We start from the raw sequence: 22,174 nt of genomic DNA, 5'->3' as shown, positions 1-22,174 counted from the left end.
ACATGGCTTCTTCACCATATCGGGTATTGGTTATTGGGTAGCTTTCCATTCCAGCCAGCTTTCCTCCACTGCCCCCGTTGCAGCATCGATCTGCAGAGACTTGGTACCTGCTGTCGGTAAATAGGCCAGCTGCGGCAGTTTCGCAGAATGCGTCCCTACCTTTGGATACCAGTATGCCAAGCGCAGATTTGCTTCTTTGACATACGCATCCTTTGCTTTCTCATCCTTGACAATACCGTCTTTAGTTATGGTAGCAGGCATGGACGGCAGTTCATTTACTTGAGCAAGGACTACATTGCCTTTCTTTGCGTCCACTTCGAGGTAGAACAGTGGTCTCTTAGTAGGGATACCATTGATCTCAGGATGAAAAGCAAAGCTACTGATCGGCCGCACCAGATTTTGATCCACCCAACCAGGCAGATTTTCCACGAGACTCGTCTCCTTCACGGAGAAAGATTGTTCTTTGGACAATAAGTATTTCTCCATAAATCGTACGGCGATGTCTTTTGCCTCATCATGCGTGAGCGGCTTCTCAAGCTCCTTTTCTACAGGACCGTCCAGCTTGAATTCAATGGGTGATTTTGTATTACGGTCGAGCGTAATCCACGCGCTTTGATACGAGCTCGCATTCCATTCATGGCGATCGATGTCACTGTTTTTATACTTTTTGTCTTCTTTTACATTTTTGTACGTGCGTTGATTCAGCTTCAGGCCAAAATCCTTCTCGAGCATCTGCTCCATTTTTTTCGTATCTCGCCAGACGCCCATGTCTGCTGTTCCTTTGATTTTCATCGTCTTATTCGTTGTTTTATTCACAGATGGAACCACTTCACCAGACAAAGCATCTATCGTTGGCCATTGGTCCGGCACGTAAACGAGCTTGCCCGCTGACTCATCGTAGACCAATTCCAAGGATACCTTGTCTTGCCACTCCTTCATTGCCTTTTCAAGCGCTACAGCCTTGCTTGGGTCCGTTACTTCCTCTGTGGTAGGAAGCTTTAGCTTTTCTTGCTGAAAATGGACAACCTGACCCTTTGCGTCAACCATGACCCGCGCTGTCTCTTTATCCACCCATGTATTGTTCAACCGTGGGTAGACACTGACAACCGCCAGATGATCCAGCTCAGATGCGCGATCGAAAGAAAGCATCGCTTGCGGGGAAATAACATGGTCAAATGCTATGTAATTCCGAATAAAGTCAACAGCCTTTTGATAGGCTTCCTTTTGATTGATTTTGGTTGTTTTGTCCCGATTCACATCATGCAGGACAAAGCTGGTCATATCTCCCTTTGCATTTGTGGAGATAGTGAGCGTCGTATTCGTGGTGATGACACTCTTTCGGTCCGAAAGATTAATGACATACCCCGACTTGCTTGTCCCTCCGTATGAGTCCACATGAAGGTCTTTCATGAGAGGCACATAGTCCTCTTTCAATTCTGTTAACAGCTGGACGATGTCTTCTGGCAACTGAATTGGTTCCAGACTCGATTTGCCATCATACGCATAGGAAGACAACGGATGCAGAAGTGCCACTGGTGTCGTGACCATGCTGACTGCCAACACAAACATGGCAGCTCTGTTTCGTTTTTTCACATGAATACCTCCTCATTAAGACATTACTGTTTAAGACGAGCATCCTGCAAAAACGTTTCTGATTTATCTAAAAAAGGCCAACTGCTTCGTTTTGCTTAGCAGTTGGCTTTTTGTTCCATGAATCAATACCCGCGCCAGACTTTTCGTCTAAGCACGCCAGCGTACGCCCATTCCTCTTCTTCCGTCATGTCCGCTAGTGTTTGGCTCAAAGCATTCATTTTGCTGTCGATCTGGTCCAGGTAATGGAACATGACAGCCGTAGGCGTTTTTCCAGATACAGCACTGCCCCAGCCGTTCTCTACCTCTCCATGATGACTCAAAATGCAATGCTTCAAGTGCAGAACCTCCGCGTCCCCTAAAGAAATATCCAGCTTGCGGCAAATGCCGCTTACCATCTCGACTCCCATGACCAGGTGACCAATTAACTGACCTGGCGTGGTGTAATCCGGGGCAATGGGATCAGATAACTCGTAAAGTTTTCCGAAATCGTGCAAGATACAAGTCGCAATCAGTACATCCCTGTCTACTTGTGGATACAGTGGCAAGAGGCTCTGTGCCGCCGTCAACAAAGAGACAATATGCTCGAGCAAACCGTGATAATAGTTGTGGTGCATGCGAACGCCAGCCGGATAATGGCGAAGGCGATCCTGAATCTCCTCCGTTGCCAGCGCCTCTTGAATAATGGCCTTGAGCGTAGCACTCTTCAGGCTGTCGACAGCGTGGGTAAGCTTTGCCCACAGTTCATCTACTGGAACGGGCGAGATCGGAATGAGGGACTCCATCTGAACTTCGTCTGAAGCGGCAGCCGGTCTGATTCGTTGAATCACCAGTTGCTTTTTCCCACGGTACATTTGGACGGCAGCGTCGATCTTCACGACAGCCTTGACGTGAATCCATTCCTTCATTTCTGCATTGACATCCCACAGCTTTGCCATGATCGTACCGGAGCGGTCTCCCAGCTCCAGATTCAAGTATTCACTCTGATTACTCGCTACGCCCGCTTCCTTGTTTTTAATCAGGCAAAAAGCGACAACACGCTCTCCCTCTTGATAATCCAATAAATATTTCATCTATTTGTCCCATCCTAGCTTATTTTTTTCGGAACAGGGTTTCTTCCAGCTTTTTCACTATTTTCTTGCCGACTAAATCATCCGCTGATCGAATCACCTTCGTAATGACAGCCAAGAGATCTTCTTCGCCATTCCAATGCTCACGTACAATCGATTCATCGATATCCACCAAAATCTTGCGCAAAGCATAAACAGCTAGAATGACATCGTCCAGAAGTCCGAATCCGCCGACTAATACCTCGGGAATAAAATCAACCGGGGTAATGAAGTAGGCAACTGCTACACCCGCTAACGCTTTTGATTGAACACCTACGCGCTTGTCCAGCATAAGACGGGCCAAGAGAACAAATAAATCTGGCGCAAGCAATATAAAGTTGGCAACAGAATCATTGATTCCCTTGTCTTTAATGAACGTTTCGATTTTCTCACGCAATTTATCATAAAATCGCTGATGTTTTTCCGGTAGTACGACAGGAACCAGCTCGGTTGGCTTGTGAACCACAGGCAGTAGATTTTCGTTGCGGTTTTCTTCACTCATTCTGATCCCTCCGTAATTGCTTTTTTACATTCGCCTTGTGTCTGAAATACGACCAGGCTGCGATCAATGCCAGCAAAGCGATAAAGAAGATCGCGAGGTTACGGGCAATCAAGTCAAACAGCTCATCCCAGCGCTCTCCTAATTGCCAGCCAAGCGTCACGAAAAGCAAGCTCCAAAACAGCCCACCCAAATAGGTAAAGAGCATGAAAGTCGGAAATGGCAATCGTGTGATCCCGGCAAAATAGGCCGTAAACTGACGGACACCAGGGATGAAATAGCCTAGGGGAAGCGCCCATTTTCCGACACGATTAAACCATTCTTCCGTTTTTTTGTAAATAGTGTAGCCCATCCCTAATCGTTTCCCATATCGTTCGAGAAAAGCGTAGCCTAGCGTTCTGCCGATCCAGTATGCTGCCGTCATCGCTGTAACGGAACCAAGAAAGCAGACAAAAAAAGTAGGCCAAAACTCCAATTTTCCCGTGGAGACAAGAAATCCAGAAAAAACGAGCAGCGTTTCTTCAGGCAAGGGCATTCCCAAAATTCCTAGAAAGAACAATCCAAACAAGGCGCCATACCCATATTGCGAAATATAGTCACCAACGGTTCCCATAACACCTTCCACGAATGTCACCACTTTTCCAGCAAGCTGCCCTCTTCCATTATGCCAAAAGAAAGGCGCATTCACAAATCAGAGCTCGTATGGCAACTATTAATTTTTGCCAATTTGGAGATACTCTACAACATCAACCGAAAAACGAATCCAGCTTCACCATTCGCCATACCCTTAATGGATTTTACGGACAAATGACTTGGGAAAAACGAGGGATAGCACGGATGTGGAAAAAAACATATCGAAAGCTAAAATACGAATACTACAAGGTACTGAGAATGAAAGGGGCTCCAGCTTTTGTCGCCCGCGGATTTTCGCTCGGAATCTTCATCGAGTTCATTACCCTGCCTACTTTTGGCATCGCGTTTCTGTTGCTTTTCCCACTCTGCAAGCTGTTTCGCGCCAGTTTGCCTGCTGGTTTGGTTGCGTTTGTCATCGGAAAGCTCATCTTACCGCTTTTCATTCTCATCAATTACAATATTGGATACGTGTTGATCGGCAAACCGTTACAAGAGAATTTGATCCATCAGGAGCCTGGAATGCCATGGCTTCACTGGATGAAAGAAAAAGGACTTGTCTATTTTACCGGGAGTGCCATCATGGGGCTGATTGTCGCGCTCGCGAGCTACTTTCTCGTTTTAACTGGCCTGCTATTGTATCGCCGCAAGAAATTACGGCGCTCATTACCCGAGGAAAGCCCTACCCCTTAATCTCGAACGAAAAAGACCGGTCCGACAATCAATGTCAGTCCGGTCTTTTTTGCTCGCAAAGTTATGCAAAGTAGCCTTTATCGCGCAGGTGCTCCATGATTTCGGCAACAGTTTTGTCTTCTTTCAAGAGCTCTACAGTTACTTCCACTTGCTCTGGGGACAAACCGTTCGCTCCGAGGCTTTCCTTGATCAACACGTCGTTAGGGCGACGGAAGTACGTTTGCAACGTACGCTTCACACGTCCTTCCAGACTTGTTCTCAGCATCAATTCAGTCGTAGACATCTGTTCCACCTCTTTCCTAGAAAGATTTGCGTAACCCCTATTATCTTATAAAACCGTGGAATAATCAACCTTTCTGCGAAATAGCTTCCTTGCATAGTTGATCCCGGTTTTGGTCATGGGAAGAACGAAGATGTTCATCGATCGATACACCATCGTACGTCAGTTGGGAAAACTTCTCCTTCAGTACATCTTCCTCTACGTTATTGGCGATACCTTCGAAAACAACTGCACGTGCATCCACCAAGTACTGGCGATCCCGTTCAATTCGATGCAGGATTTCCTCGCGTCCTTTTGCAGGCACTCCGTGTCCAGGGATGACTTCTTCCACTTCCCCTTGAAGAACTAACCGTTCGATCTTTTCCAGACTCTCTAAATAGGCACCGCTGTCATCGATAAACGGGAACTCCAAATTGGATAGCATATCGCCGACAACAAGCAGCTTCTGCTCCCGGAACAAGGTCGCCATCTGATCAGGTGTATGTCCTGGTACAGGCAGGAAAAAGACTTCCTGCCAATCTTGCGCATCCTCCACAAGCTTGGTGAACTTCGGCATTCCTACTTCATACGATCTGACCACGTAATACGACCCGTCAAACTTTTTCGCCTTGTTCAGCTTACCCTCGATCCGTCCAGCTGTGAGGATTTCCTTTTGTGCAATGACTGTGGCATCCGGAAATTTGCCGACTCCGACAACATGGTCCCAATCTCCGTGAGTCAGGACAAGAACGAGCTCTCTTCCATTCCTCTCACTCTGCACATAGTCAGCAATCGCCTCTACCTCATTGGGAAAATAGGCCGGATCAAACAAGTAGAGACGCTGCTCTGTTGATACGACTGCACTGGTCGTTTGCCACAGACAACTGGTAAACAGCTTGTAGGATTGTGCCATATCTATATGCCTGGCATGATGTTGCGCTTATGCTCAGAGATTCGATGCAGATAATCAATGCGTTCTTTGGCCTCCGGTCGAGTTTCCCCTGTAATCAGCAAACGATCCAGATCCTCATAGGTGAAGCCCATCTCCTGTTCGTCTGTCTGCCCTTCCCACAAATCGGCAGAAGGCGGCTTCGTGATGATTTCTCCAGGCACCCCGAGCTCAGCAGCAAGAATTCGCATCTCATGCTTCGTCAAGCTAGCGACTGGATTAAAGTCGGCAAGACCGTCTCCGCCTTTTGTCATATAGCCAACATGAATCTCGCTGCGGTTGCACGTATCCGCTACCAAGTATCCCTTTTGGTTAGCGATGGCGTACAGCACTGTCATGCGCAAGCGAGCCTTTGTATTTCCCTTTGTTTTGTCATCAAGCCCAAGTACGCCCTCGATAGCAGGTACCAAAGCATCATACGCTGGCCCTACATCTACCGAGTGCAATTGAAATCCAATGGCTTCAGCAAGTCGCTTGGAATCTGTTTCATGAACGGTTTGCGAGTAAGCAGGCAACCATACGCCAATGACGCGTTCAGAGCCTAATGCACGAACACACAGCGCTGCCGTAACGGCACTGTCAATCCCGCCAGAAATACCGACGACTGCACCGCCGAGGCCATTTCCGTCAATTTGCTCACGAATAAAGGCAATACGTTTTTCCACGTCTTCTTTTACATGAATCTGGTAGTTCGCCAGATGTTCTTGAAACTTGTCCACGCTACCTACCCCCAGGGTTGATTATTTCTTCCTCATCCTACCATGCCGTTTTCGGTGTGGCAATTGGCGCAGAACGGGTCTACACTATATACTATAAAGAGTTCTTGACTAACGAGGAGAAGGAGAGAGTCGATGATTATCCTCAAGACACCTGAAGAAATTGAACTCATGCATGCAGCAGGCAAGATTTTGGCTGCGTGTCATCGTGAGATTGCCAAGATGATTCGTCCAGGCATTTCTACCTGGGAGATTGATCAATTCGTAGAAGAATTTTTGGCTGAAAATGGCGCGACCCCTGAGCAAAAAGGGTTTCATGGATATCCCTATGCCACATGCGGTTCAGTAAATGATGTCATCTGCCATGGCTTCCCGAAAAAAGAGCCACTGCGTGATGGCGATATCGTTACCATCGACATGGTTGTTCGCAAAAACGGTTGGCTGGCTGACTCCGCTTGGTCGTATGAAGTGGGAACAGTGTCCCCGGAAGCGAAAAGACTGCTGGAAGTCACGGAAAAATCGCTGTACCTCGGTATTGAGCAAGCTGTTGTAGGCAATCGGATCGGTGACATTTCCCACGCCATCCAAACGTATGCGCAAGAACAGGGCTACTCCGTCGTGCGCGATTTTACCGGACATGGTATCGGTCAGGAAATGCATGAGGAGCCGTTTGTCCCTCACTTTGGCCCTCCTGGCAGAGGACAACGCCTCAAAGAAGGCATGGTCATTACCATTGAGCCCATGCTGAACATCGGAACGTATCACGCGACTGTCGATGAAGATGGTTGGACAGCACGTACACGCGATGGGAAGCTGTCCGCTCAATACGAGCACACCATCGCTATTACCGCGAATGGACCTGTTATTTTAACAAAACAATAAGGATGTACGAAGAGCCCTTGCATTGTCAGGGCTTTTTCTTTTTCTCCCAATGTGCTCGGTCGCACATCCAAGCGTTGACATCCCATCTGCCGCTCCGTATGATGCAAGTACGTTTTGTTACTACTCAGTAACAAACTTATCCGCCAGCAACCGCTAAGCACAAGGAGGGTTTCATCCCATGTCCGATACAATCTCATCTAAGCAACTGCGAGACATTCCGCTGTCCGTTCTCGATCTAGCCCCTATTACGGAGGGGAGCAACGCTGCTGAATCGTATAAAAACAGTCTCAACCTGGCGCAACAGGTGGAAACATGGGGCTTTACACGTTATTGGCTCGCCGAACACCACGCAATGCCCAGCGTAGCCAGCTCTGCCACCTCCGTTCTCATTGGTTACATTGCTGGCGGCACCAGCAAGATCCGTGTAGGTTCAGGCGGCATTATGCTGCCCAACCATGCTCCACTCGTGATCGCCGAGCAATTCGGGACATTGGAGTCCCTCTATCCAGGCCGGATCGACCTAGGTCTAGGACGGGCACCCGGGGCGGACCAGCGAACAGCACGTGCGCTACGCCGCGATTTGCGGGTTGGTGGAGAGGATTTCCCGGAGTTATTGGAGGAGTTGCGTGAATATCTTCGTCCACGTACAAGCGAATCGGCATCGGCCATCCGCGCTATCCCTGGTGAAGGTCTGAACATCCCGATCTGGCTGCTTGGTTCCAGCGATTTCTCAGCGCGCCTGGCGGGCATGCTCGGATTGCCGTTTGCTTTTGCTGGACATTTTTCACCGAACTTCACCTTGCCTGCCTTGCAGACGTATCGCCATTGTTTCCGTCCATCGGAAGTGCTGGATCAGCCATATGCCATGGTTGGCGTCAACGTGATGGCAGCCGATACGGATGAGCTCGCGAATCGACTCGCCACGTCCCATTACCAGGCATTCTTAAATCTCGTCCGCGGCGATCTCAAGCCAATCCAACCACCTGTGGACAATATGGATGAACTATGGAGCGAATTCGAAAAACTGTCTGTCCAAGCACAGCTGCGTTCTTCCATCATCGGCAGCCCTGTTACCGTGAAAAGCAAGCTGCAAGAGTTGCTCGATGCTACAGGAGCAGATGAGCTCATGATTACGACGCAAATGTACCACCATGCCGATCGTGTGCGCTCTTTTGAAATCGTCGCCGACGTTTGGAAGTCCTAAATGGGGGATGGTATATGACAGAAGCAAAACGGCCTCGCGTGCCTCGTGAAAAAGCGCAAGAGATCATAATGAAAGCTGCTGAAGAATTGTTTTATCAAGAAGGGATTCATGCCGTCAGTGTAGACGCCATCGTCGAGCGTGCTGGAATGAATAAAATGAGCGTCTATCGGCAGTTTTCCTCGAAAACAGACCTGATTCTCGCCTACATGACCCGAAAGCAAGACGCTTTTTGGCAAGAGTGGGAAGAGAGCATCGCCAAACATCCCAATCGGCCGCGAGAGCAGCTCATTCAGTTTTTTGCTGATCTGGCAGAGCGAGCGACCAACGAGCAATTTCGCGGCTGTTGTTTTATTAATGTAGCTGCCGAGTTTCCTGATCCGGTTCATCCTGTTCGCGAGTTGGTTTGCTCCCATCAGAAACGAATCCGCGACGCCTTTTTGGACCGCACGACTGCCCTTGGCGCTGCGCATCCTTGCGAGTTGGCCTATACGTTGATTTTGTTGATGGAAGGTACTTATGCGGATAGCCAGACGTACGGAACCGATAGTGCAGCGATCCGCATGGTTCCTGCCATCGTGGAAAAGGTTTTGGACCAAGCGCTTCACAATTAAAAAAGTGGCTCCCTGCCTTCTTCCGGCAGTTGCCACTTCCTCTTTTTGTCGCTCATAGAGCCGTTTTAGCGCTGGGCACTGGTCGCATATTTTTCTTGTTTCGCCGTCATCGCTTCTAATTCTTTGACGTCTTGTTCCAAGTCATGGATGTCTTCTTCAATCAGTTTTTTCAGATGTTGCTTTTCCCGCAGGATTTTGCGGGTTTGCTCCAAACGCTGATTCAAATCGAACACGCCGAGATACACTGCTTTTCCCTCCCTATGTAGGTTTTCCACCTTATATGTTATGCAACGATTTCCAGAAGTTGCCGACCATTTTTTGGTGGGATCAAAATAGGTAAAAGTGAAAAGAGACTTCCCGTGAGCGTAAAGCCCTGGAAGTCTCTTCTTTACTTTAGAGTCCTTTGTATTTGCCCAATTCTTCGCGCAGGCGATACACTTCCTGTACCAAAGCACGCTTCTCCAGACGGTCAATTTCCTGATCCAAATCGTTCATGCGTGCATGTCCACTATATGGAACATCATGCATCGGGAAACCGTCAGAAGCGTATGACCAATGCGGTTCTTTTGGCATAATCATCGCCATCAGCAAATAAAGCAAAATCGGTACTCCTGTAAAAACAGTAAGAACGACAACTCCTACTCGTACCAGCGTAGAGTCAATGCGCAAAAATTGCGCTATCCCACCACAAACCCCAAATAGCCGTTTATCATGAGAACGGTATAGTCGTCTTTCCATCATTGTATTCCACCCTCTCTACAGTATCCGCTTGCCTTGTATCTACAGGATACCCGATAGGCGATTTCGGTAAAATGGTCCGTAGAGGGATTTGTCCTCCGTCGCTGGACGGAGATCGATCATTTGGCAGGTGGCTCATAAACGGGGCGGGGACGATCAAACTGTTCGCCCAGCGTCGCATACGTATGACCCGCTAATCTGCTAACGGGTGCAAACGCTGTAGCATCAATACGTCCTGCATGATATAGCTCATCCGCTACATGTACATGCACCACTTCCCCGATAATCAAATCCGAAGTCGTCGGACTACCTAATTCCACAATCTGATGCAGCTTGCACTCAAAATGGATGCGGGATGCACGGAGTCTCGGCACCTTGACGCGAACAGATGGAGCGACTTCCAGCCCCAATGCCTCGACTTCACTGATCTGAGGCGGATAATCAGCAGAAGTCTGATTGACCGCCTCCACATTGTGTACGTCGACCATATTGACCACGAATTCTCCCGTTTGCATGATGTTTCGTGCCGTATCCTTTGGGACACTCCCCGGCTTGCGCATGACGGCAACCGAAACCATCATCGGTTCAATGCTGGCGACATTAAAATAGCTGAAAGGAGCGGCATTGACGATTCCTCCCTCCCCTAGCGAGGTGACCCAAGCGATCGGCCGTGGGACGATACATCCGATCAAGAGCTTGTATTTTTCCTGCCGTTCAATCTCGTGAATGGCGATTTCCATTGTGTTTTTACACCTCTTCCTATTCCTGCGGTGGCAACCAGCTTGACATGTATGCCTCATCCTCAATTTCCAACGCTTGCTTTGTGACGTGAAGTGGGTGGAATGTGTCCAGCATGACAGCTAGCTCTTGCGTTTCTTTTTTCCCAATACTCGCCTCTACCTTACCTGGATGCGGCCCGTGAGGAATCCCCATTGGATGCAGGGTAATAGATCCCTCGTAAATGCCTTTTCTGCTCATAAAATTGCCATCTACGTAGTATAACACCTCGTCACTTTCAACATTACTGTGGTAGTAAGGCGCAGGGATCGCTTGCGGATGATAGTCGTACATCCGCGGAACGAATGAGCAGATGACAAAGTTTTGACCAGCAAAGGTTTGATGGACAGGTGGCGGTTGATGAATGCGTCCAGTAATCGGTTCAAAATCATGAACACTCAGTGCATACGGATACAAATAACCGTCCCAGCCAACGACATCGAACGGATGGAAATCAAAGAAGTAGCTGTAGACCACGGACTGGCGTTTGACGCGCACCTCGAAGTCTCCGCTTTCCACATGCGTCACCAATTTTTCCGGCACACGAATATCCCTTTCGCAAAACGGCGAATGTTCCAACAATTGACCGTGTTCGTTGCGATAACGCTTTGGTGGCACGATCTCATTCTGGGACTCAATGACGAGGAAACGACTCTGCACAGAAGGTACAATCCGGTAGGTCGTGCCGATCGGAATGACGAGGTAGTCCCCCGGCTTGTAAGTGAGTGTACCGAAAATTGTTTGCAGCTCTCCCTCACCTTGATGGACAAAGACGACTTCATCCCCGTCTGCATTACGATAAAAGTAATCCATCGGCTCTGTAGGTGCGCATACGGCCATGACGACATCGTTATTCCCCAGCATGTAGCGACGCCCGAAAATCGGGTCTCCGCCCGGCTGAACATCAAATGTTTTAAAATGCTGATGCTTCAAATCAACCTGCTCCACATATTCCAAGCGGACGTCTGCGTATTTACGCGTCTCCCTCACTTGTGTTGGCGGATTGTGGTGATACAAAATCGATTGAATCCCGGAAAACCCTTTGGTTCCCATCACTTGCTCGCGGTACAATCCCCCATCCGGCTTGTAAAACGTCGTATGCCGCTTTTTTGGAACTTCCCCCATTCGTTGATAAAAAGCCATACGTTCCTTCCTCCTTTTTTCATCCCTATTCACAAATCGTATTGCGAAGCACACCGAGGCGTTCCACCTCTAGCTCCACTACATCACCTGGCGCAAGCCAAGCATATTGCTCTGTCCCCAGCTCCAAAATGCAGCCAGTCCCTACTGTTCCCGATCCGATAACATCTCCGGGATACAAGGAGCAATCCTCCGAGGCACGGGCAATCATTTCAGCGAATGTATAGTGAATGTCTTTGAAGTTTCCGTTGGAATACTCCCTACCATTAATGCGTGCCACCATCTTCAGATCGTAGCGGCTGCCCTTCTCGCCTGTGATGCGTACATCCGCCAGCTCCTCCGGCGTAACCATCCAGGGCCCCATGGATGTTGCGAAGTCTTTGCCCTTGGCTGGCCCTAAGCCAACCTTGACCTCCTCCCGTTGTATATCCCGGGCGCTCCAGTCGTTTAAAATACAATATCCAGCGATGTGCTCTTCCGCTCGTTCCACTGGAATGTTTATTCCTGCTTTTCCAATCACGCAGGCAATTTCCAGCTCATAGTCCAACCACTCGGTTGCTTTTGGTCTGCGAATATTCGCTTGCGTCCCTGTAAAAGCTGCTGCATTCGAAAAATAAAAGACGGGGAAGTGATACCATTCGGGCACCATCGGAAGTCCGCGTTTGGCTCGCGCTGTCTTCACATGAGCCTCGAAGGCGTAAAAGTCACGAAAGCTGGCGGGACGCGGAAGTGGCGAGCCTAGCTCGACTTGCTCCAAATCCCAGCCTTCCTCTGCCTCATATGCGGTTTGGATAACGGGTAGCCAGTTTGCCCACTTCTCAAGCAAACCTAGCACTGTACTCGGCGCCCCCGGGCAAGCATGCGCAATATCTTTGACTTTTCCTTCTCGCACCAGCCCTGCTCGCCAAGCATCCCTTTCCTTTTCTCGATAGGAAACCAGCTTCATGAAACCCTCTCCTTCTCTTGGGCAAATAAGAAAACCTATATCGAGGCTTGCTCAAGGATGAGCGACCGCGTATTAGCGGAATGTTATCCGTAATATCGGGAAGAAACCCGAAGAGGTGTATGCTTTCCGATATTATAAGAAAACCCAGCTCACCCCCAAAGCAATTCCGGTGCATGACAAATAAAAAGGGAAGCCCTCTTTGTCAAAACGATCCGAAACAGGCATCAGGCGCAAGCTGGGTCTAGTCTGCTACTGAAAAAAATCTTTGCGGGATTTTCCCCCGCAGACAGCCAGCTATTCTCTGTTGTGTTTCCCATGTTTGTAACGTATTTCTTCTATCATATCGAAAACGCTTACAGCTTTCCAGAGGGAAATGACGAAATTTTTCGCCTAGGTCATTTCCTTACCCGGATAATCAGGAAAAAATTGTTCAACTAGCTGCTCCATATCATTTGGCAGCGGCTCCTCCCAGCTCATCGCAAGACCACTGCGCGGATGGACAAAGGATAGCCCCCATGCATGCAAAGCTTGTCTGCCGATATGCTCCCGTTCTCCCCCGTACAGATCATCTCCGGCAAGTGGGTGCCCTTCACTGCTCATATGTACGCGAATCTGATGCGTGCGCCCCGTCTCCAGCTTCACCTCGACAAAACTCATGCCTTCCCCTCGGGCAAGCACACGATAATGGGTAACAGCTGTCTGCCCATCCGGCCTTACCTGTCTGGTAATAAACGAATTTTCCGCAAGGCCTATCGGCGCATCAATCGTACCTTCGTCTGACTCCACGATTCCTTGAACGATAGCCCGATAAGTCCGCTGCAACGTCCTGATCTGCTGCATGCGGCTGAATTGTTCATGCGCCCATTGATTTTTCGCCACGATCATCAAGCCTGATGTATCTTTATCCAAACGGTTCACTGCTCGGAACTTTCTGTGCTCGCCACGCTTTTTCCAATAAGCGATCATCCCGTTTGCCAACGTTCCACTGGGATGATTTCCTGTCGGATGAACGACCAATCCCGCTGGCTTTGCGATGACCATCAGATCCTCATCCTCGTAACGGATGGAGAGCGGCATGTCCTCTGGGGAAACGGTCTCTTCCGCTTCTTCTTCAACCATGACTGCTATTTTATCGCCGGCTTGCAATTTTTCGTTCACAAATACGAGGACGCCATTCCGTGTAATGGAGCCTTTAAACTTGGCACGTATGAGCAAGCGACGCGATACACCATACCGCTTTTGCAGCACTTCTCGGACGGTTTGCCCTGCGTCGGCCTCATCAACCGTGAAGCTAATTAATTCTTCTAGCATGTTGTCTCTCCTTTAAGTCTTCCCTCCTCCTCAGTATAGCAAAAAACGATCATGGCTGTTTGGCCATAACCGTCTGGGCTGTCTATCAGATGTTGTCTTTCACTTCGATGACAAATGCATGACCTGCATCGCCTTGCGTCCACTGACCGCGAACATCGAACAAATACCAGCCCGGCTGTTCGGGTGCCTTCCACTGATTGCCGTTTTCCACTGCTTGCTCAACTTCTTTCACGCCGTCCCATTGGGTTACCTTGACCGTATTTGCGGTTGGCTGCTGGGCAAAAGTAACCGTCAGCGTTGCCCCCGGCTTTACTTGCAGGGGTGCAGGCTTATGCTCTGCGACGAGTTCTGGTGGTGCTGCCGTATCCTTGCAGATCGCCTCGTTATTATAGCTCCAGCAGGAAGATGCAGGCACCGTCGCAGCTGTTTTTCCGCTTCATTCAATGACTGGCTGTGGTGGTTCCGTAAGCTGCGCAGTCCCTTGCGTGGACGATCCGTTCCCACACCCCGTCAGTAACAGTGTCGCTATCAGAAATAGTTGACCAAGCCATCCTACCTTTTTCATCCAATCACCTCAAACCTATGACGCGAGAAAAAGGAGATTCGTTTCATACAATTTGGCTCAGTCGAGAATTGCCCTATGATTGCCAAACACTCGTTGGAATCGAAAAAGTAGTAGAGACCTCATTCAAATAATCATCGAGCTGTTCTGCTGGATTTTGGATCGATTTACCATGGCATACTTCCAAATGGCGTGGTCGCAATTGGCGGACGATCAAACTGCTTTTGAGTGCTTGAGCCATATCCGCCGTAAACATCGGCATGGGACGATGCAATCCGCCGCGTTTGGAAGTAAACAAGTCTCCCGCCAAAAGCACTCCATCCTTTTCGTGATAATACACCACATGCCCCGGAGAATGACCGGGTGTCAGATAAGGTTGTAGTCCACCAATGGGAGCTACATTCCCTTCGGCATCCTCTGGCAAAGGCTGAGCCAAGCCAGGCTGGACGTTTACTTCCAGCTTTTTACGACGAGGATACAGCTCTTTTCCTTCCATATACGGAATCTCAATTCGATGGGCAAAGACTGGTACGGATTCTGCCGCCGCAATTTTTTTAACGGCTCCCACGTGATCCGAATGACCATGCGTCAGCACTATTCGCTTGAGTGGCCCTGCATTCAACTGCTCGATAAAGGCCATAATCCGTTTCGTCATAAATGGCATCCCCGCATCGACAAGCGTTACGCCATCCTCCTCTCTGACAATCCAGACCCGCAAAGGAATCAACAACCACGCTCTGATACACCAAATGTTCGCCGAAATTTGCTCCACTCTTATCATTTCTTCGTCACTCCCTGTTCATTATGTTTTGACTTCCTGCCAGAAAAACATCTACGGCTAGAGCAAATGTAGGGGCTAGCCTTTCCATCAAGCTGTCCAATGGTTCTTCGGAATGTGTATACGTACCGACGATGCCATGCAGCGTGTAAAAGTAAATCCGTGCATGGGCGAGCGCTTTTTCTTCCTCTATGCCACTTGGCAAGCAACGTCTTACAGCCTGCCTCAACAAACCAAACAATTGATTGCGCAGCGTTTGCAATTCTTTTTCCGGTTCCTCTACATCGATCCGAGAGGCTTTGATCATGAAGAATAAGGTATACATCGTTCGATTGCGCAAGCAAAAGTGGATGAACTTACTGCTGATTTCACGCAGGTTCTCTTCTGGCGTTCTTCCTTGTTTGGACAGTGTTTCTTCCATTTGCAGAGCCAAGCTTTGCAAAGGTTCCTTGGAAAGATGATGAAGCAGTGCTTCTTTGTCCTTGAAATAAATATAGAGGGTTGTATGGGAACAGCCAGCTGCTTTGGCGATTTCCCTGATGGATACCGTTTCAAAGCCTCGGGTAGCGAAAAGGTCTGCTGCCGCCGTCAAAATGGCTCGTTTCGTTTCTTCTGAGCGTATTTCTTGTTTGCTTGCCATTGCGTGATATTCAGCTCCTTACTCATTGAAAAAACTTTATAACCAGTGGTTAGTAACCGTTGGTTATAATATAACCACTGGTTACTAACTCCGTCAAGACTATTTTTCCACTTGTTGCAAATAAAAAAACTCCCTTCTCGTCACTTGGACAAAAAGGGAGCTTACTTATGAAAAATGCTTACTTCGCAGCTTGTGCAGCAGCAATCGCAGCTTCGTAGTTTGGATGCTCACCAGCAGCAGCCACATACTCAGCATGTACAACTTTGTCGTTTGCATCGATTACGAATACAGCGCGAGACAAGAGACGGAATTCTTTGATCGCTACGCCGTAAGCTGTACCGAAGCTCAGGTCTTTGTGGTCAGATACAGTTTTCACCTTGTCGATGCCAGCAGCACCGCACCAGCGGTTTTGTGCGAATGGCAGGTCAACGGAAACTGTCAGCACAGTAACGCCTTCCAATTTCGCAGCCTCTTCGTTGAAACGGCGAGTTTGTGCATCGCACACGCCTGTATCAATAGAAGGGATTACGGAGATGATGCGAACAGTGCCTTTGGAATCTTCCAAAGTTACAGGGGACAGATCGCCACCTACTACAGTAAAGTTAGGAGCAGTATCTCCTACTTTGATTTCAGGACCAAGCAGTGTTACAGGACCACCTTTGAATACAAATGCGCCTTGACGCTCAACAGCAGTTGTCATGATTTCTTCCTCCTCACCAAATCTTTCAGTATGTACCTCAATTATCATAACCTATCATTCACTTTTTTTCACTATGCCAATAGTAGAAATTACAGATTCACTTGCACTTTTCCGCTTCGCTTGGCTTGTACCACGGCGATTCGCTTCACTTCATGCTCATACTCCCAATCCGTTTTTGCATTCAGCTCATGACAGCGCATCAGCGCGTGATAGAGGGCAAAAGCGAAGGTAACCTGCTTCATTTCGTACCGCGTTCCATGTGCTTTCGGCAATGCTGTGTTGATAATCTCAATTTGATACGTGGCTTTTTCCCGCTTGTCCCTGACTGGCACGATATAGCCCATACGCTTTAAGACATGGCCGTAGTCGAATTCTCCTTCATCGTCAAAATCAATGGTGTCGTCCGATGTTGCCAGATACTCCAGCAAGGTCCCCATATCCAGCGTTTCGAAGCAAGCAGGCTGTGGCATAGACAAAACTGAGCCGTCATTGTTTACAAAATAAATATGGTCGCGATAATGAAAGATCAGTTCATCTTCTGGAACCTCGTCGGGAAACATCCAGTGATTTTGCGGAATCAGGTAACGCCAGATTTGTGCAGGTTCACAATGAAGTAATTCCATGGCAGGGCTCCCTCCTTTTCCCTACCAGTTTTAGCAAAACTAGTACGGGCTATTCAGGCAGCTCCTGCATGTAGCGTCGCCAATTCCCATGCGGAATGTGCACCCCTGTTCGCTTGACCAGATCTTGATCCAAATAACGATAAACGTAGACGTTCACGACCTGACCTGTTCCTTCTATGGTAGCTGGCACGATGATCCGTTCATATTCATTGCGCGGATCACCCTCACCATAGTACGTCTCCAGCTCGTCCAGTCCAGCTAGTGCTTGCTCGTACACATCAGGGGCAAACGTGACGATCTCCCCCACGACCTCCTGCACTCCCTTCAGCAATCCCGGATAGCCTGCCGGCAAATGATAGATCTCACCTTGAATCGTCGCAGGTGTTGACACATGCTTATACGGTTTCACGTAATTCCTATGATTTCCAAAGCCCGCCAAAAGTGTGCCGTACACAAATACAGGCAGCTTGTCGTTCTGATTATTCATGCTCATCTATCCTCCTGTGCTCCAAAAAAGTGGTGTCTTGTGTCGCGAAAATTTTGTATATTTGTTCTATATATAATTTTAATACGTCTTTTTTCCGAGACGTAAGGGGGAGAGAATCATGAAAAAGAGAAAAATCAATCGCCTACTGGTAGCAAACCGCGGTGAGATCGCCATTCGGATCTTCCGTGCCGCAACGGAACTCGGCATACGTACGGTAGCTGTATACTCCGAGCAGGACAACGTTTCTATCCATCGCTTCAAGGCTGACGAGTCATACTTGGTCGGAGCGGGAAAAGGGCCTATTGAGGCTTACCTCGATATTGAAAGCATTATCGAAATTGCCAAGCGCAACGATATCGATGCCATTCACCCAGGCTACGGATTTCTTGCTGAGAATGCAGATTTTGCAAAGCGTTGCCAAGAGGAAGGCATCATTTTCATTGGACCATCCCCTGAGCTGATCGACAAATTCGGGGACAAGGTAGAAGCCCGCCGTCTTGCGATTGAAGCGGGAATCCCGGTGATTCCAGGCACTCCCGAGCCAATCGAAACACTCCAAGAAGCGCTTCTCTTTGCCAAAGAATACGGCTACCCCATCATTATTAAAGGCGTATCTGGCGGTGGAGGCCGTGGCATGCGTATCGTCCGCAGTCAGGAGGAATTGCAAGATTCGTTAGATCGTGCCCGTTCCGAAGCCCGCTCTTCCTTCGGCAATGCCAAGGTGTATTTGGAGCGATACTTGGAACAACCCAAACACATCGAGGTCCAAATTCTCGGTGACAACCACGGAAACATCGTTCATCTGTATGAGCGCGATTGCTCTGTTCAACGCCGCCATCAAAAAGTGGTCGAAGTAGCACCGAGCCTATCGCTGGATGACAAGCTGCGTGAAGATATTTGCCAGGCTGCTCTCACTCTCATGAAAAAAGCCGGCTATTCGAACGCTGGTACTGTCGAATTTTTGTTAACGCCGGACAAGCGTTTTTATTTTATAGAAGTCAACCCACGCATTCAGGTAGAGCATACCATCACGGAGCTCATCACTGGAATCGACATTGTTCAGTCGCAGATTCGTGTAGCCGAAGGTCATGCACTCTCCGATGAGGAAATTGGCATCCGAGCGCAGAGCGCCATCCAGATGAGTGGTTTTGCCATCCAGTGCCGTGTCACAACAGAAGACGCTGAAAACAACTTCCTGCCAGATGCCGGCCGCTTATCCGCCTGGCGTTCCGGTGGAGGCTTCGGCGTAAGGCTGGATGGAGGCAATGGTTATCCAGGCGCGATCATTACACCGTTTTATGACTCGCTACTAGTCAAAATCTCCACGTATGGCACGAGCTTCGATCAAGCGGCTCGCAAAATGCTGCGAACTTTGCGTGAGTTCCGTATTCGTGGCGTGAAAACGAACCTGCCGTTTTTGGAAAATGTCGTGACACATCCTGATTTTTTAAGTGGCAACTACGATACGTCGTTTATTGACACCAAACCAGAGCTGTTCATCTTCCCTGGCCGTCAGGACCGGGGTACCAAGTTACTATCTTATATCGGAGACACGATTGTCAACGGATATCCCGGTCTCCCTAAATCGGAGAAAAAGCCGCACTTCGACTCGCCTCGTATCCCGCGGACACCATTTACCCAGCCATATCCGGACGGTACGAAGCAAATTCTGGACACAGAAGGTCCCGACGGTCTGGTACGCTGGATTCAGGCGCAGAAGCAGGTGCTCGTCACAGACACAACTTTCCGCGATGCCCACCAGTCTTTGTTTGCTACACGTGTGCGCACCTACGATCTCGCCTCCATTGCAGAGGCGACAGGCAAGCTCGGTTCTGGCCTCTTCTCGCTGGAGATGTGGGGTGGCGCCACCTTTGACACGACAATGCGCTTTTTACAGGAATCTCCCTGGGAGCGGCTGCAAATTCTTCGCCAGCGCATACCGAATGTCCTGTTCCAAATGCTCTTGCGCGGAGCAAATGGCGTAGGCTACACCAATTACCCGGATAATGTCATTCACGCCTTCGTCAAAGCATCTGCTGAAAATGGCATTGATGTCTTCCGGATCTTTGACAGCTTGAACTGGCTTCCTGGGATGCAAACAGCCATCGAAGCCGTACGTGAATCCGGCAAGGTGGCCGAGGCAGCGATTTGCTACACCGGAGATATTCTGGACCCGACCAAGACCAAGTACAGTCTGGCCTACTACGTCAATCTGGCGAAGGAATTGGAAAAAGCAGGTGCCCATATTCTCGCGATCAAGGATATGGCAGGTCTTTTGAAGCCTTATGCTGCTTATTCGCTCGTCTCTGCTTTAAAACAAGAAATCAGCATTCCGATCCATCTGCACACTCACGATACGTCAGGAAACGCTGGGGCCATGCTTCTGAAAGCGATCGAAGCCGGCGTGGATATCGTCGATGCTTGCGTCAGTTCCATGTCTGGACTCACTTCCCAGCCAAGCTTGAACGGGTTAATCGCGAGCCTTGCCCACACGGAGCGTGAGACTGGTTTATCTCTTGAATCATTCAACAAGCTGTCTGATTACTGGGAGGATGTACGTCCGTACTACCAAGGCTTTGAAAGCGGCATGAAAGCGAGCAACACGGAGGTGTACGTTCACGAAATGCCAGGCGGACAATACACCAATCTGGAACAGCAAGCCAAAGCGGTTGGTCTGGAAGGTCGTTGGGACGAAGTAAAGCACATGTATGCTGTCGTCAATCAAATGTGTGGCGACATCGTAAAAGTGACGCCGTCTTCCAAGGTCGTCGGTGATATGGCACTGTTCATGGTTCAAAACAATTTGAATGAGGAAAACATTTGGGAGAAAGGCACACGCCTCGATTTTCCGGATTCCGTTATTCAATTTTTCCAAGGGTATCTTGGCCAACCGCCAGGCGGATTCCCGAAGAAGCTGCAGGAGCTCGTACTCAAAGGTCGCGATGCCTTTACTGCACGTCCTGGCGAATTGCTCGCACCCATTGACTTTTCGCAAGTTGCTGCTGAGCTGGAAGCCAAAATCGGACGTGAGCCCAGTCATTTAGACGTCCTGTCCTATATCATGTATCCGCAAGTCTATTTGCAATTTGAACAACGCCTGAAGGAATACGGTGACCTGTCGGTATTGAATACGGGAACATTTTTCTACGGATTGCGTCCGGGTGAGGAAACTGCCATTACGATCGAGCGCGGTAAAACGCTGATTATCAAGCTAGTTGCAGTTGGTGAGCTTCATCCAGATGGCCGTCGCATCATCTATTTTGAACTGAACGGACAGCCACGCGAAATTTTCATCCGTGACCAGGCTGCAAAAGTCTCTGAACTGATCCGCCGAAAAGCAGAAGCGCAAAACCCTGCCCACCTCGGTGCCTCCATGCCAGGAAAAGTGCTCAAGGTGCTTGTAGCAGAAGGTGACAAGGTGCGTAAAGGCGAGCATCTTTTGGTGAGTGAAGCTATGAAAATGGAAACGACGATTCAGGCCCCGCTCGACGGAAAAATTAAAGCCGTCTATGTGAAAGCAGGCGAAGCCATTCAAACTGGCGATCTGCTCATTGAAATGGAGTAGGCATCGTCTATAATAGGAGATAGTAAATTGTTCCTGGGGATTCATTCCATTTGTTTGTGAGGAGGTGACCGACATGAAAACGAATCGAGTCAGCCACGTTCCATTTACGCAGCGGGTCGGCCGCTATCATTCCCATATGCTTCATGCAAAATTAAGCACACCAGTCAATCCGATCTTTCGTTATAATTTGCAGCCGTTCTACACTCGTCAGCAGCAATGGACAACGGAGCTTTCCGATTCCTTATCGCGTCTCTACCGCTTTTCCTCAGATTTGGAGAAGAGTGCTCGGGAATTTATTGATGCGGGGAAAGATGACGAGACTGGCCCTGACATTGAGCGATTACATGAACGCACATACTCGTTAGTAAGTAAATACAATCGCCTGCAGCTATTTCTTGCAGAAAAAGCAGATATCTTGACGACGCAAAAGCTGGATGCATTCGCTCAGGTGGCTAAAGACGCAGAGGAAAAACTCCAAACGTTTGGACTCAAGCTGTTACCAGATGGACAACTGGAAATGGACGATGAGAAATGGTTGGAGGCCGTGCAGACCCACTATGTGGACTTTACAAATACAATGGAGAGTGTAGCCCAAGCATTCAGAGCTGGCACATTGGGATTGCAAAGCAAACCCCTTGGCTCCTTTTCACGTTACTACGAGGAAGCGATGGCTCTCCATCCTTATATCGCCTCCTCCAGCTCGAGCCTTCATTATCAGCATGTTGCAAAAACAGGCTTGTATGTAAACGAACTCTGGTAATGCCA

The 22,174-nt window shown here is 48.9% G+C and carries 26 protein-coding genes; 6 read left to right on the top strand and 20 right to left on the bottom strand.

Features of this window, described 5'->3' with window-relative positions:
* Positions 1-30 precede the first annotated feature (30 nt).
* The 4 genes from C7R91_RS00255 to C7R91_RS00240 all read right to left on the bottom strand — a co-directional run bounded on the left by C7R91_RS00255 (position 31) and on the right by C7R91_RS00240 (position 3,823).
* Entirely contained in the window at positions 31-1,593 is a 1,563-nt protein-coding gene (locus C7R91_RS00255; protein ID WP_047068549.1) for a YcdB/YcdC domain-containing protein, read from the bottom strand.
* A 122-nt stretch (positions 1,594-1,715) separates the two neighbouring features.
* Complete coding sequence (locus C7R91_RS00250) at positions 1,716-2,663, bottom strand: 3'-5' exoribonuclease YhaM family protein (RefSeq protein ID WP_047068550.1); 948 nt, start codon at positions 2,661-2,663, stop codon at positions 1,716-1,718.
* A 19-nt stretch (positions 2,664-2,682) separates the two neighbouring features.
* Positions 2,683-3,201 carry a YkvA family protein gene (locus C7R91_RS00245; protein ID WP_047068551.1) on the bottom strand — a complete coding sequence of 173 codons (519 nt, stop codon included), beginning with the start codon at positions 3,199-3,201 and terminating at the stop codon, positions 2,683-2,685.
* The gene (locus C7R91_RS00240) at positions 3,194-3,823 is read right to left on the bottom strand and encodes a DedA family protein (RefSeq protein WP_106786165.1); all 630 of its coding nucleotides are present in this window, start codon (positions 3,821-3,823) and stop codon (positions 3,194-3,196) included. The genes C7R91_RS00245 and C7R91_RS00240 overlap by 8 nt, the downstream gene beginning before the upstream one ends.
* A 212-nt stretch (positions 3,824-4,035) precedes the next feature.
* Between C7R91_RS00240 and C7R91_RS00235 the strand changes: the two genes are divergently transcribed.
* Positions 4,036-4,521 (top strand): DUF2062 domain-containing protein, encoded by a 486-nt coding sequence (locus C7R91_RS00235; protein ID WP_047068552.1) that lies wholly within the window; start codon positions 4,036-4,038, stop codon positions 4,519-4,521.
* 61 nt (positions 4,522-4,582) lie between these two features.
* On the opposite strand, the gene C7R91_RS00230 is transcribed toward C7R91_RS00235, so the two are convergent.
* From C7R91_RS00230 to nadE, 3 genes are all read right to left on the bottom strand, one after another.
* Positions 4,583-4,804: a hypothetical protein gene (locus C7R91_RS00230; protein WP_047068553.1), complete on the bottom strand. Its 222-nt coding sequence runs from the start codon at positions 4,802-4,804 to the stop codon at positions 4,583-4,585.
* Between the two features lie 64 nt (positions 4,805-4,868).
* Complete coding sequence (locus C7R91_RS00225) at positions 4,869-5,693, bottom strand: MBL fold metallo-hydrolase (protein WP_047068554.1); 825 nt, start codon at positions 5,691-5,693, stop codon at positions 4,869-4,871.
* Between the two features lie 2 nt (positions 5,694-5,695).
* Positions 5,696-6,448, bottom strand: coding sequence for an NAD(+) synthase (gene nadE, locus C7R91_RS00220; RefSeq protein WP_047068555.1), 753 nt, complete (start codon positions 6,446-6,448; stop codon positions 5,696-5,698).
* A 132-nt stretch (positions 6,449-6,580) separates the two neighbouring features.
* On the opposite strand from nadE, the gene map reads away from it, so the two are divergent.
* From map to C7R91_RS00205, 3 genes are all read left to right on the top strand, one after another.
* Positions 6,581-7,327, top strand: a complete 747-nt coding sequence (gene map / locus C7R91_RS00215; protein ID WP_047068556.1) for a type I methionyl aminopeptidase — start codon at positions 6,581-6,583, stop codon at positions 7,325-7,327.
* A gap of 178 nt (positions 7,328-7,505) precedes the next feature.
* Positions 7,506-8,531 (top strand): LLM class flavin-dependent oxidoreductase, encoded by a 1,026-nt coding sequence (locus C7R91_RS00210; RefSeq protein ID WP_047068557.1) that lies wholly within the window; start codon positions 7,506-7,508, stop codon positions 8,529-8,531.
* 14 nt (positions 8,532-8,545) lie between these two features.
* Complete coding sequence (locus C7R91_RS00205) at positions 8,546-9,142, top strand: TetR/AcrR family transcriptional regulator (RefSeq protein ID WP_047068558.1); 597 nt, start codon at positions 8,546-8,548, stop codon at positions 9,140-9,142.
* 65 nt (positions 9,143-9,207) lie between these two features.
* On the opposite strand, the gene C7R91_RS00200 is transcribed toward C7R91_RS00205, so the two are convergent.
* From C7R91_RS00200 to C7R91_RS00145, 13 genes are all read right to left on the bottom strand, one after another.
* Positions 9,208-9,387, bottom strand: coding sequence for a hypothetical protein (locus C7R91_RS00200; protein ID WP_047068559.1), 180 nt, complete (start codon positions 9,385-9,387; stop codon positions 9,208-9,210).
* 148 nt (positions 9,388-9,535) lie between these two features.
* On the bottom strand, positions 9,536-9,883 hold the full coding sequence (locus C7R91_RS00195; RefSeq protein ID WP_083995015.1) for a PspC domain-containing protein: 348 nt from the start codon (positions 9,881-9,883) through the stop codon (positions 9,536-9,538).
* 116 nt (positions 9,884-9,999) lie between these two features.
* The gene (locus C7R91_RS00190) at positions 10,000-10,620 is read right to left on the bottom strand and encodes a flavin reductase family protein (protein ID WP_047068560.1); all 621 of its coding nucleotides are present in this window, start codon (positions 10,618-10,620) and stop codon (positions 10,000-10,002) included.
* 19 nt (positions 10,621-10,639) lie between these two features.
* Positions 10,640-11,800, bottom strand: a complete 1,161-nt coding sequence (locus C7R91_RS00185) for a homogentisate 1,2-dioxygenase (protein ID WP_047068561.1) — start codon at positions 11,798-11,800, stop codon at positions 10,640-10,642.
* 25 nt (positions 11,801-11,825) lie between these two features.
* Complete coding sequence (locus tag C7R91_RS00180) at positions 11,826-12,743, bottom strand: fumarylacetoacetate hydrolase family protein (RefSeq protein ID WP_047068562.1); 918 nt, start codon at positions 12,741-12,743, stop codon at positions 11,826-11,828.
* A 390-nt stretch (positions 12,744-13,133) separates the two neighbouring features.
* Positions 13,134-14,054: an RluA family pseudouridine synthase gene (locus C7R91_RS00175; RefSeq protein WP_047068563.1), complete on the bottom strand. Its 921-nt coding sequence runs from the start codon at positions 14,052-14,054 to the stop codon at positions 13,134-13,136.
* Between the two features lie 85 nt (positions 14,055-14,139).
* Positions 14,140-14,469 carry a hypothetical protein gene (locus C7R91_RS00170; RefSeq protein WP_236697809.1) on the bottom strand — a complete coding sequence of 110 codons (330 nt, stop codon included), beginning with the start codon at positions 14,467-14,469 and terminating at the stop codon, positions 14,140-14,142.
* Positions 14,470-14,490: 21 nt separating this feature from the next.
* Entirely contained in the window at positions 14,491-14,619 is a 129-nt protein-coding gene (locus tag C7R91_RS29595; RefSeq protein WP_255322470.1) for a hypothetical protein, read from the bottom strand.
* 73 nt (positions 14,620-14,692) lie between these two features.
* A complete protein-coding gene (locus C7R91_RS00165; RefSeq protein ID WP_047068564.1) occupies positions 14,693-15,397 on the bottom strand; it encodes an MBL fold metallo-hydrolase in 705 nt (234 codons plus the stop codon).
* Positions 15,398-15,404: 7 nt separating this feature from the next.
* On the bottom strand, positions 15,405-16,034 hold the full coding sequence (locus tag C7R91_RS00160; RefSeq protein ID WP_047068565.1) for a TetR/AcrR family transcriptional regulator: 630 nt from the start codon (positions 16,032-16,034) through the stop codon (positions 15,405-15,407).
* Between the two features lie 178 nt (positions 16,035-16,212).
* A complete protein-coding gene (gene tpx, locus C7R91_RS00155) occupies positions 16,213-16,734 on the bottom strand; it encodes a thiol peroxidase (protein ID WP_015892342.1) in 522 nt (173 codons plus the stop codon).
* Between the two features lie 89 nt (positions 16,735-16,823).
* Complete coding sequence (locus tag C7R91_RS00150) at positions 16,824-17,357, bottom strand: hypothetical protein (RefSeq protein ID WP_047068566.1); 534 nt, start codon at positions 17,355-17,357, stop codon at positions 16,824-16,826.
* Between the two features lie 49 nt (positions 17,358-17,406).
* Positions 17,407-17,850: a gamma-glutamylcyclotransferase family protein gene (locus tag C7R91_RS00145; protein WP_047068567.1), complete on the bottom strand. Its 444-nt coding sequence runs from the start codon at positions 17,848-17,850 to the stop codon at positions 17,407-17,409.
* A 112-nt stretch (positions 17,851-17,962) separates the two neighbouring features.
* On the opposite strand from C7R91_RS00145, the gene pyc reads away from it, so the two are divergent.
* Positions 17,963-21,409, top strand: coding sequence for a pyruvate carboxylase (gene pyc / locus C7R91_RS00140; RefSeq protein ID WP_047068568.1), 3,447 nt, complete (start codon positions 17,963-17,965; stop codon positions 21,407-21,409).
* Positions 21,410-21,482: 73 nt separating this feature from the next.
* Positions 21,483-22,169 carry a hypothetical protein gene (locus C7R91_RS00135; RefSeq protein ID WP_047068569.1) on the top strand — a complete coding sequence of 229 codons (687 nt, stop codon included), beginning with the start codon at positions 21,483-21,485 and terminating at the stop codon, positions 22,167-22,169.
* Positions 22,170-22,174 lie beyond the last annotated feature (5 nt).

The organism is Brevibacillus formosus (genome assembly GCF_003013405.1).
GTDB classification, from domain to species: domain Bacteria; phylum Bacillota; class Bacilli; order Brevibacillales; family Brevibacillaceae; genus Brevibacillus; species Brevibacillus formosus.
Note: the sequence above shows the minus strand (reverse complement) of the source record. Positions and strands in the feature narration are given on the sequence as shown.

Excerpts from the sequence above, each read along its gene's own strand:
- map (WP_047068556.1), top strand. The coding sequence starts at position 6,581 with ATGATTATCCTCAAGACACCTGAAGAAATTGAACTCATGCATGCAGCA.
- C7R91_RS00205 (WP_047068558.1), top strand. The coding sequence starts at position 8,546 with ATGACAGAAGCAAAACGGCCTCGCGTGCCTCGTGAAAAAGCGCAAGAG.
- C7R91_RS00145 (WP_047068567.1), bottom strand. The coding sequence starts at position 17,850 with ATGAGCATGAATAATCAGAACGACAAGCTGCCTGTATTTGTGTACGGC.
- C7R91_RS00135 (WP_047068569.1), top strand. The coding sequence starts at position 21,483 with ATGAAAACGAATCGAGTCAGCCACGTTCCATTTACGCAGCGGGTCGGC.
- C7R91_RS00225 (WP_047068554.1), bottom strand. The coding sequence starts at position 5,693 with ATGGCACAATCCTACAAGCTGTTTACCAGTTGTCTGTGGCAAACGACC.
- C7R91_RS00180 (WP_047068562.1), bottom strand. The coding sequence starts at position 12,743 with ATGAAGCTGGTTTCCTATCGAGAAAAGGAAAGGGATGCTTGGCGAGCA.
- C7R91_RS00175 (WP_047068563.1), bottom strand. The coding sequence starts at position 14,054 with ATGCTAGAAGAATTAATTAGCTTCACGGTTGATGAGGCCGACGCAGGG.
- C7R91_RS00165 (WP_047068564.1), bottom strand. The coding sequence starts at position 15,397 with ATGATAAGAGTGGAGCAAATTTCGGCGAACATTTGGTGTATCAGAGCG.
- C7R91_RS00235 (WP_047068552.1), top strand. The coding sequence starts at position 4,036 with ATGTGGAAAAAAACATATCGAAAGCTAAAATACGAATACTACAAGGTA.
- C7R91_RS00210 (WP_047068557.1), top strand. The coding sequence starts at position 7,506 with ATGTCCGATACAATCTCATCTAAGCAACTGCGAGACATTCCGCTGTCC.
- C7R91_RS00250 (WP_047068550.1), bottom strand. The coding sequence starts at position 2,663 with ATGAAATATTTATTGGATTATCAAGAGGGAGAGCGTGTTGTCGCTTTT.
- C7R91_RS00185 (WP_047068561.1), bottom strand. The coding sequence starts at position 11,800 with ATGGCTTTTTATCAACGAATGGGGGAAGTTCCAAAAAAGCGGCATACG.
- C7R91_RS29595 (WP_255322470.1), bottom strand. The coding sequence starts at position 14,619 with ATGAAAAAGGTAGGATGGCTTGGTCAACTATTTCTGATAGCGACACTG.
- pyc (WP_047068568.1), top strand. The coding sequence starts at position 17,963 with ATGAAAAAGAGAAAAATCAATCGCCTACTGGTAGCAAACCGCGGTGAG.
- C7R91_RS00160 (WP_047068565.1), bottom strand. The coding sequence starts at position 16,034 with ATGGCAAGCAAACAAGAAATACGCTCAGAAGAAACGAAACGAGCCATT.
- C7R91_RS00195 (WP_083995015.1), bottom strand. The coding sequence starts at position 9,883 with ATGATGGAAAGACGACTATACCGTTCTCATGATAAACGGCTATTTGGG.
- C7R91_RS00150 (WP_047068566.1), bottom strand. The coding sequence starts at position 17,357 with ATGGAATTACTTCATTGTGAACCTGCACAAATCTGGCGTTACCTGATT.
- C7R91_RS00190 (WP_047068560.1), bottom strand. The coding sequence starts at position 10,620 with ATGGAAATCGCCATTCACGAGATTGAACGGCAGGAAAAATACAAGCTC.
- tpx (WP_015892342.1), bottom strand. The coding sequence starts at position 16,734 with ATGACAACTGCTGTTGAGCGTCAAGGCGCATTTGTATTCAAAGGTGGT.
- C7R91_RS00245 (WP_047068551.1), bottom strand. The coding sequence starts at position 3,201 with ATGAGTGAAGAAAACCGCAACGAAAATCTACTGCCTGTGGTTCACAAG.
- C7R91_RS00230 (WP_047068553.1), bottom strand. The coding sequence starts at position 4,804 with ATGTCTACGACTGAATTGATGCTGAGAACAAGTCTGGAAGGACGTGTG.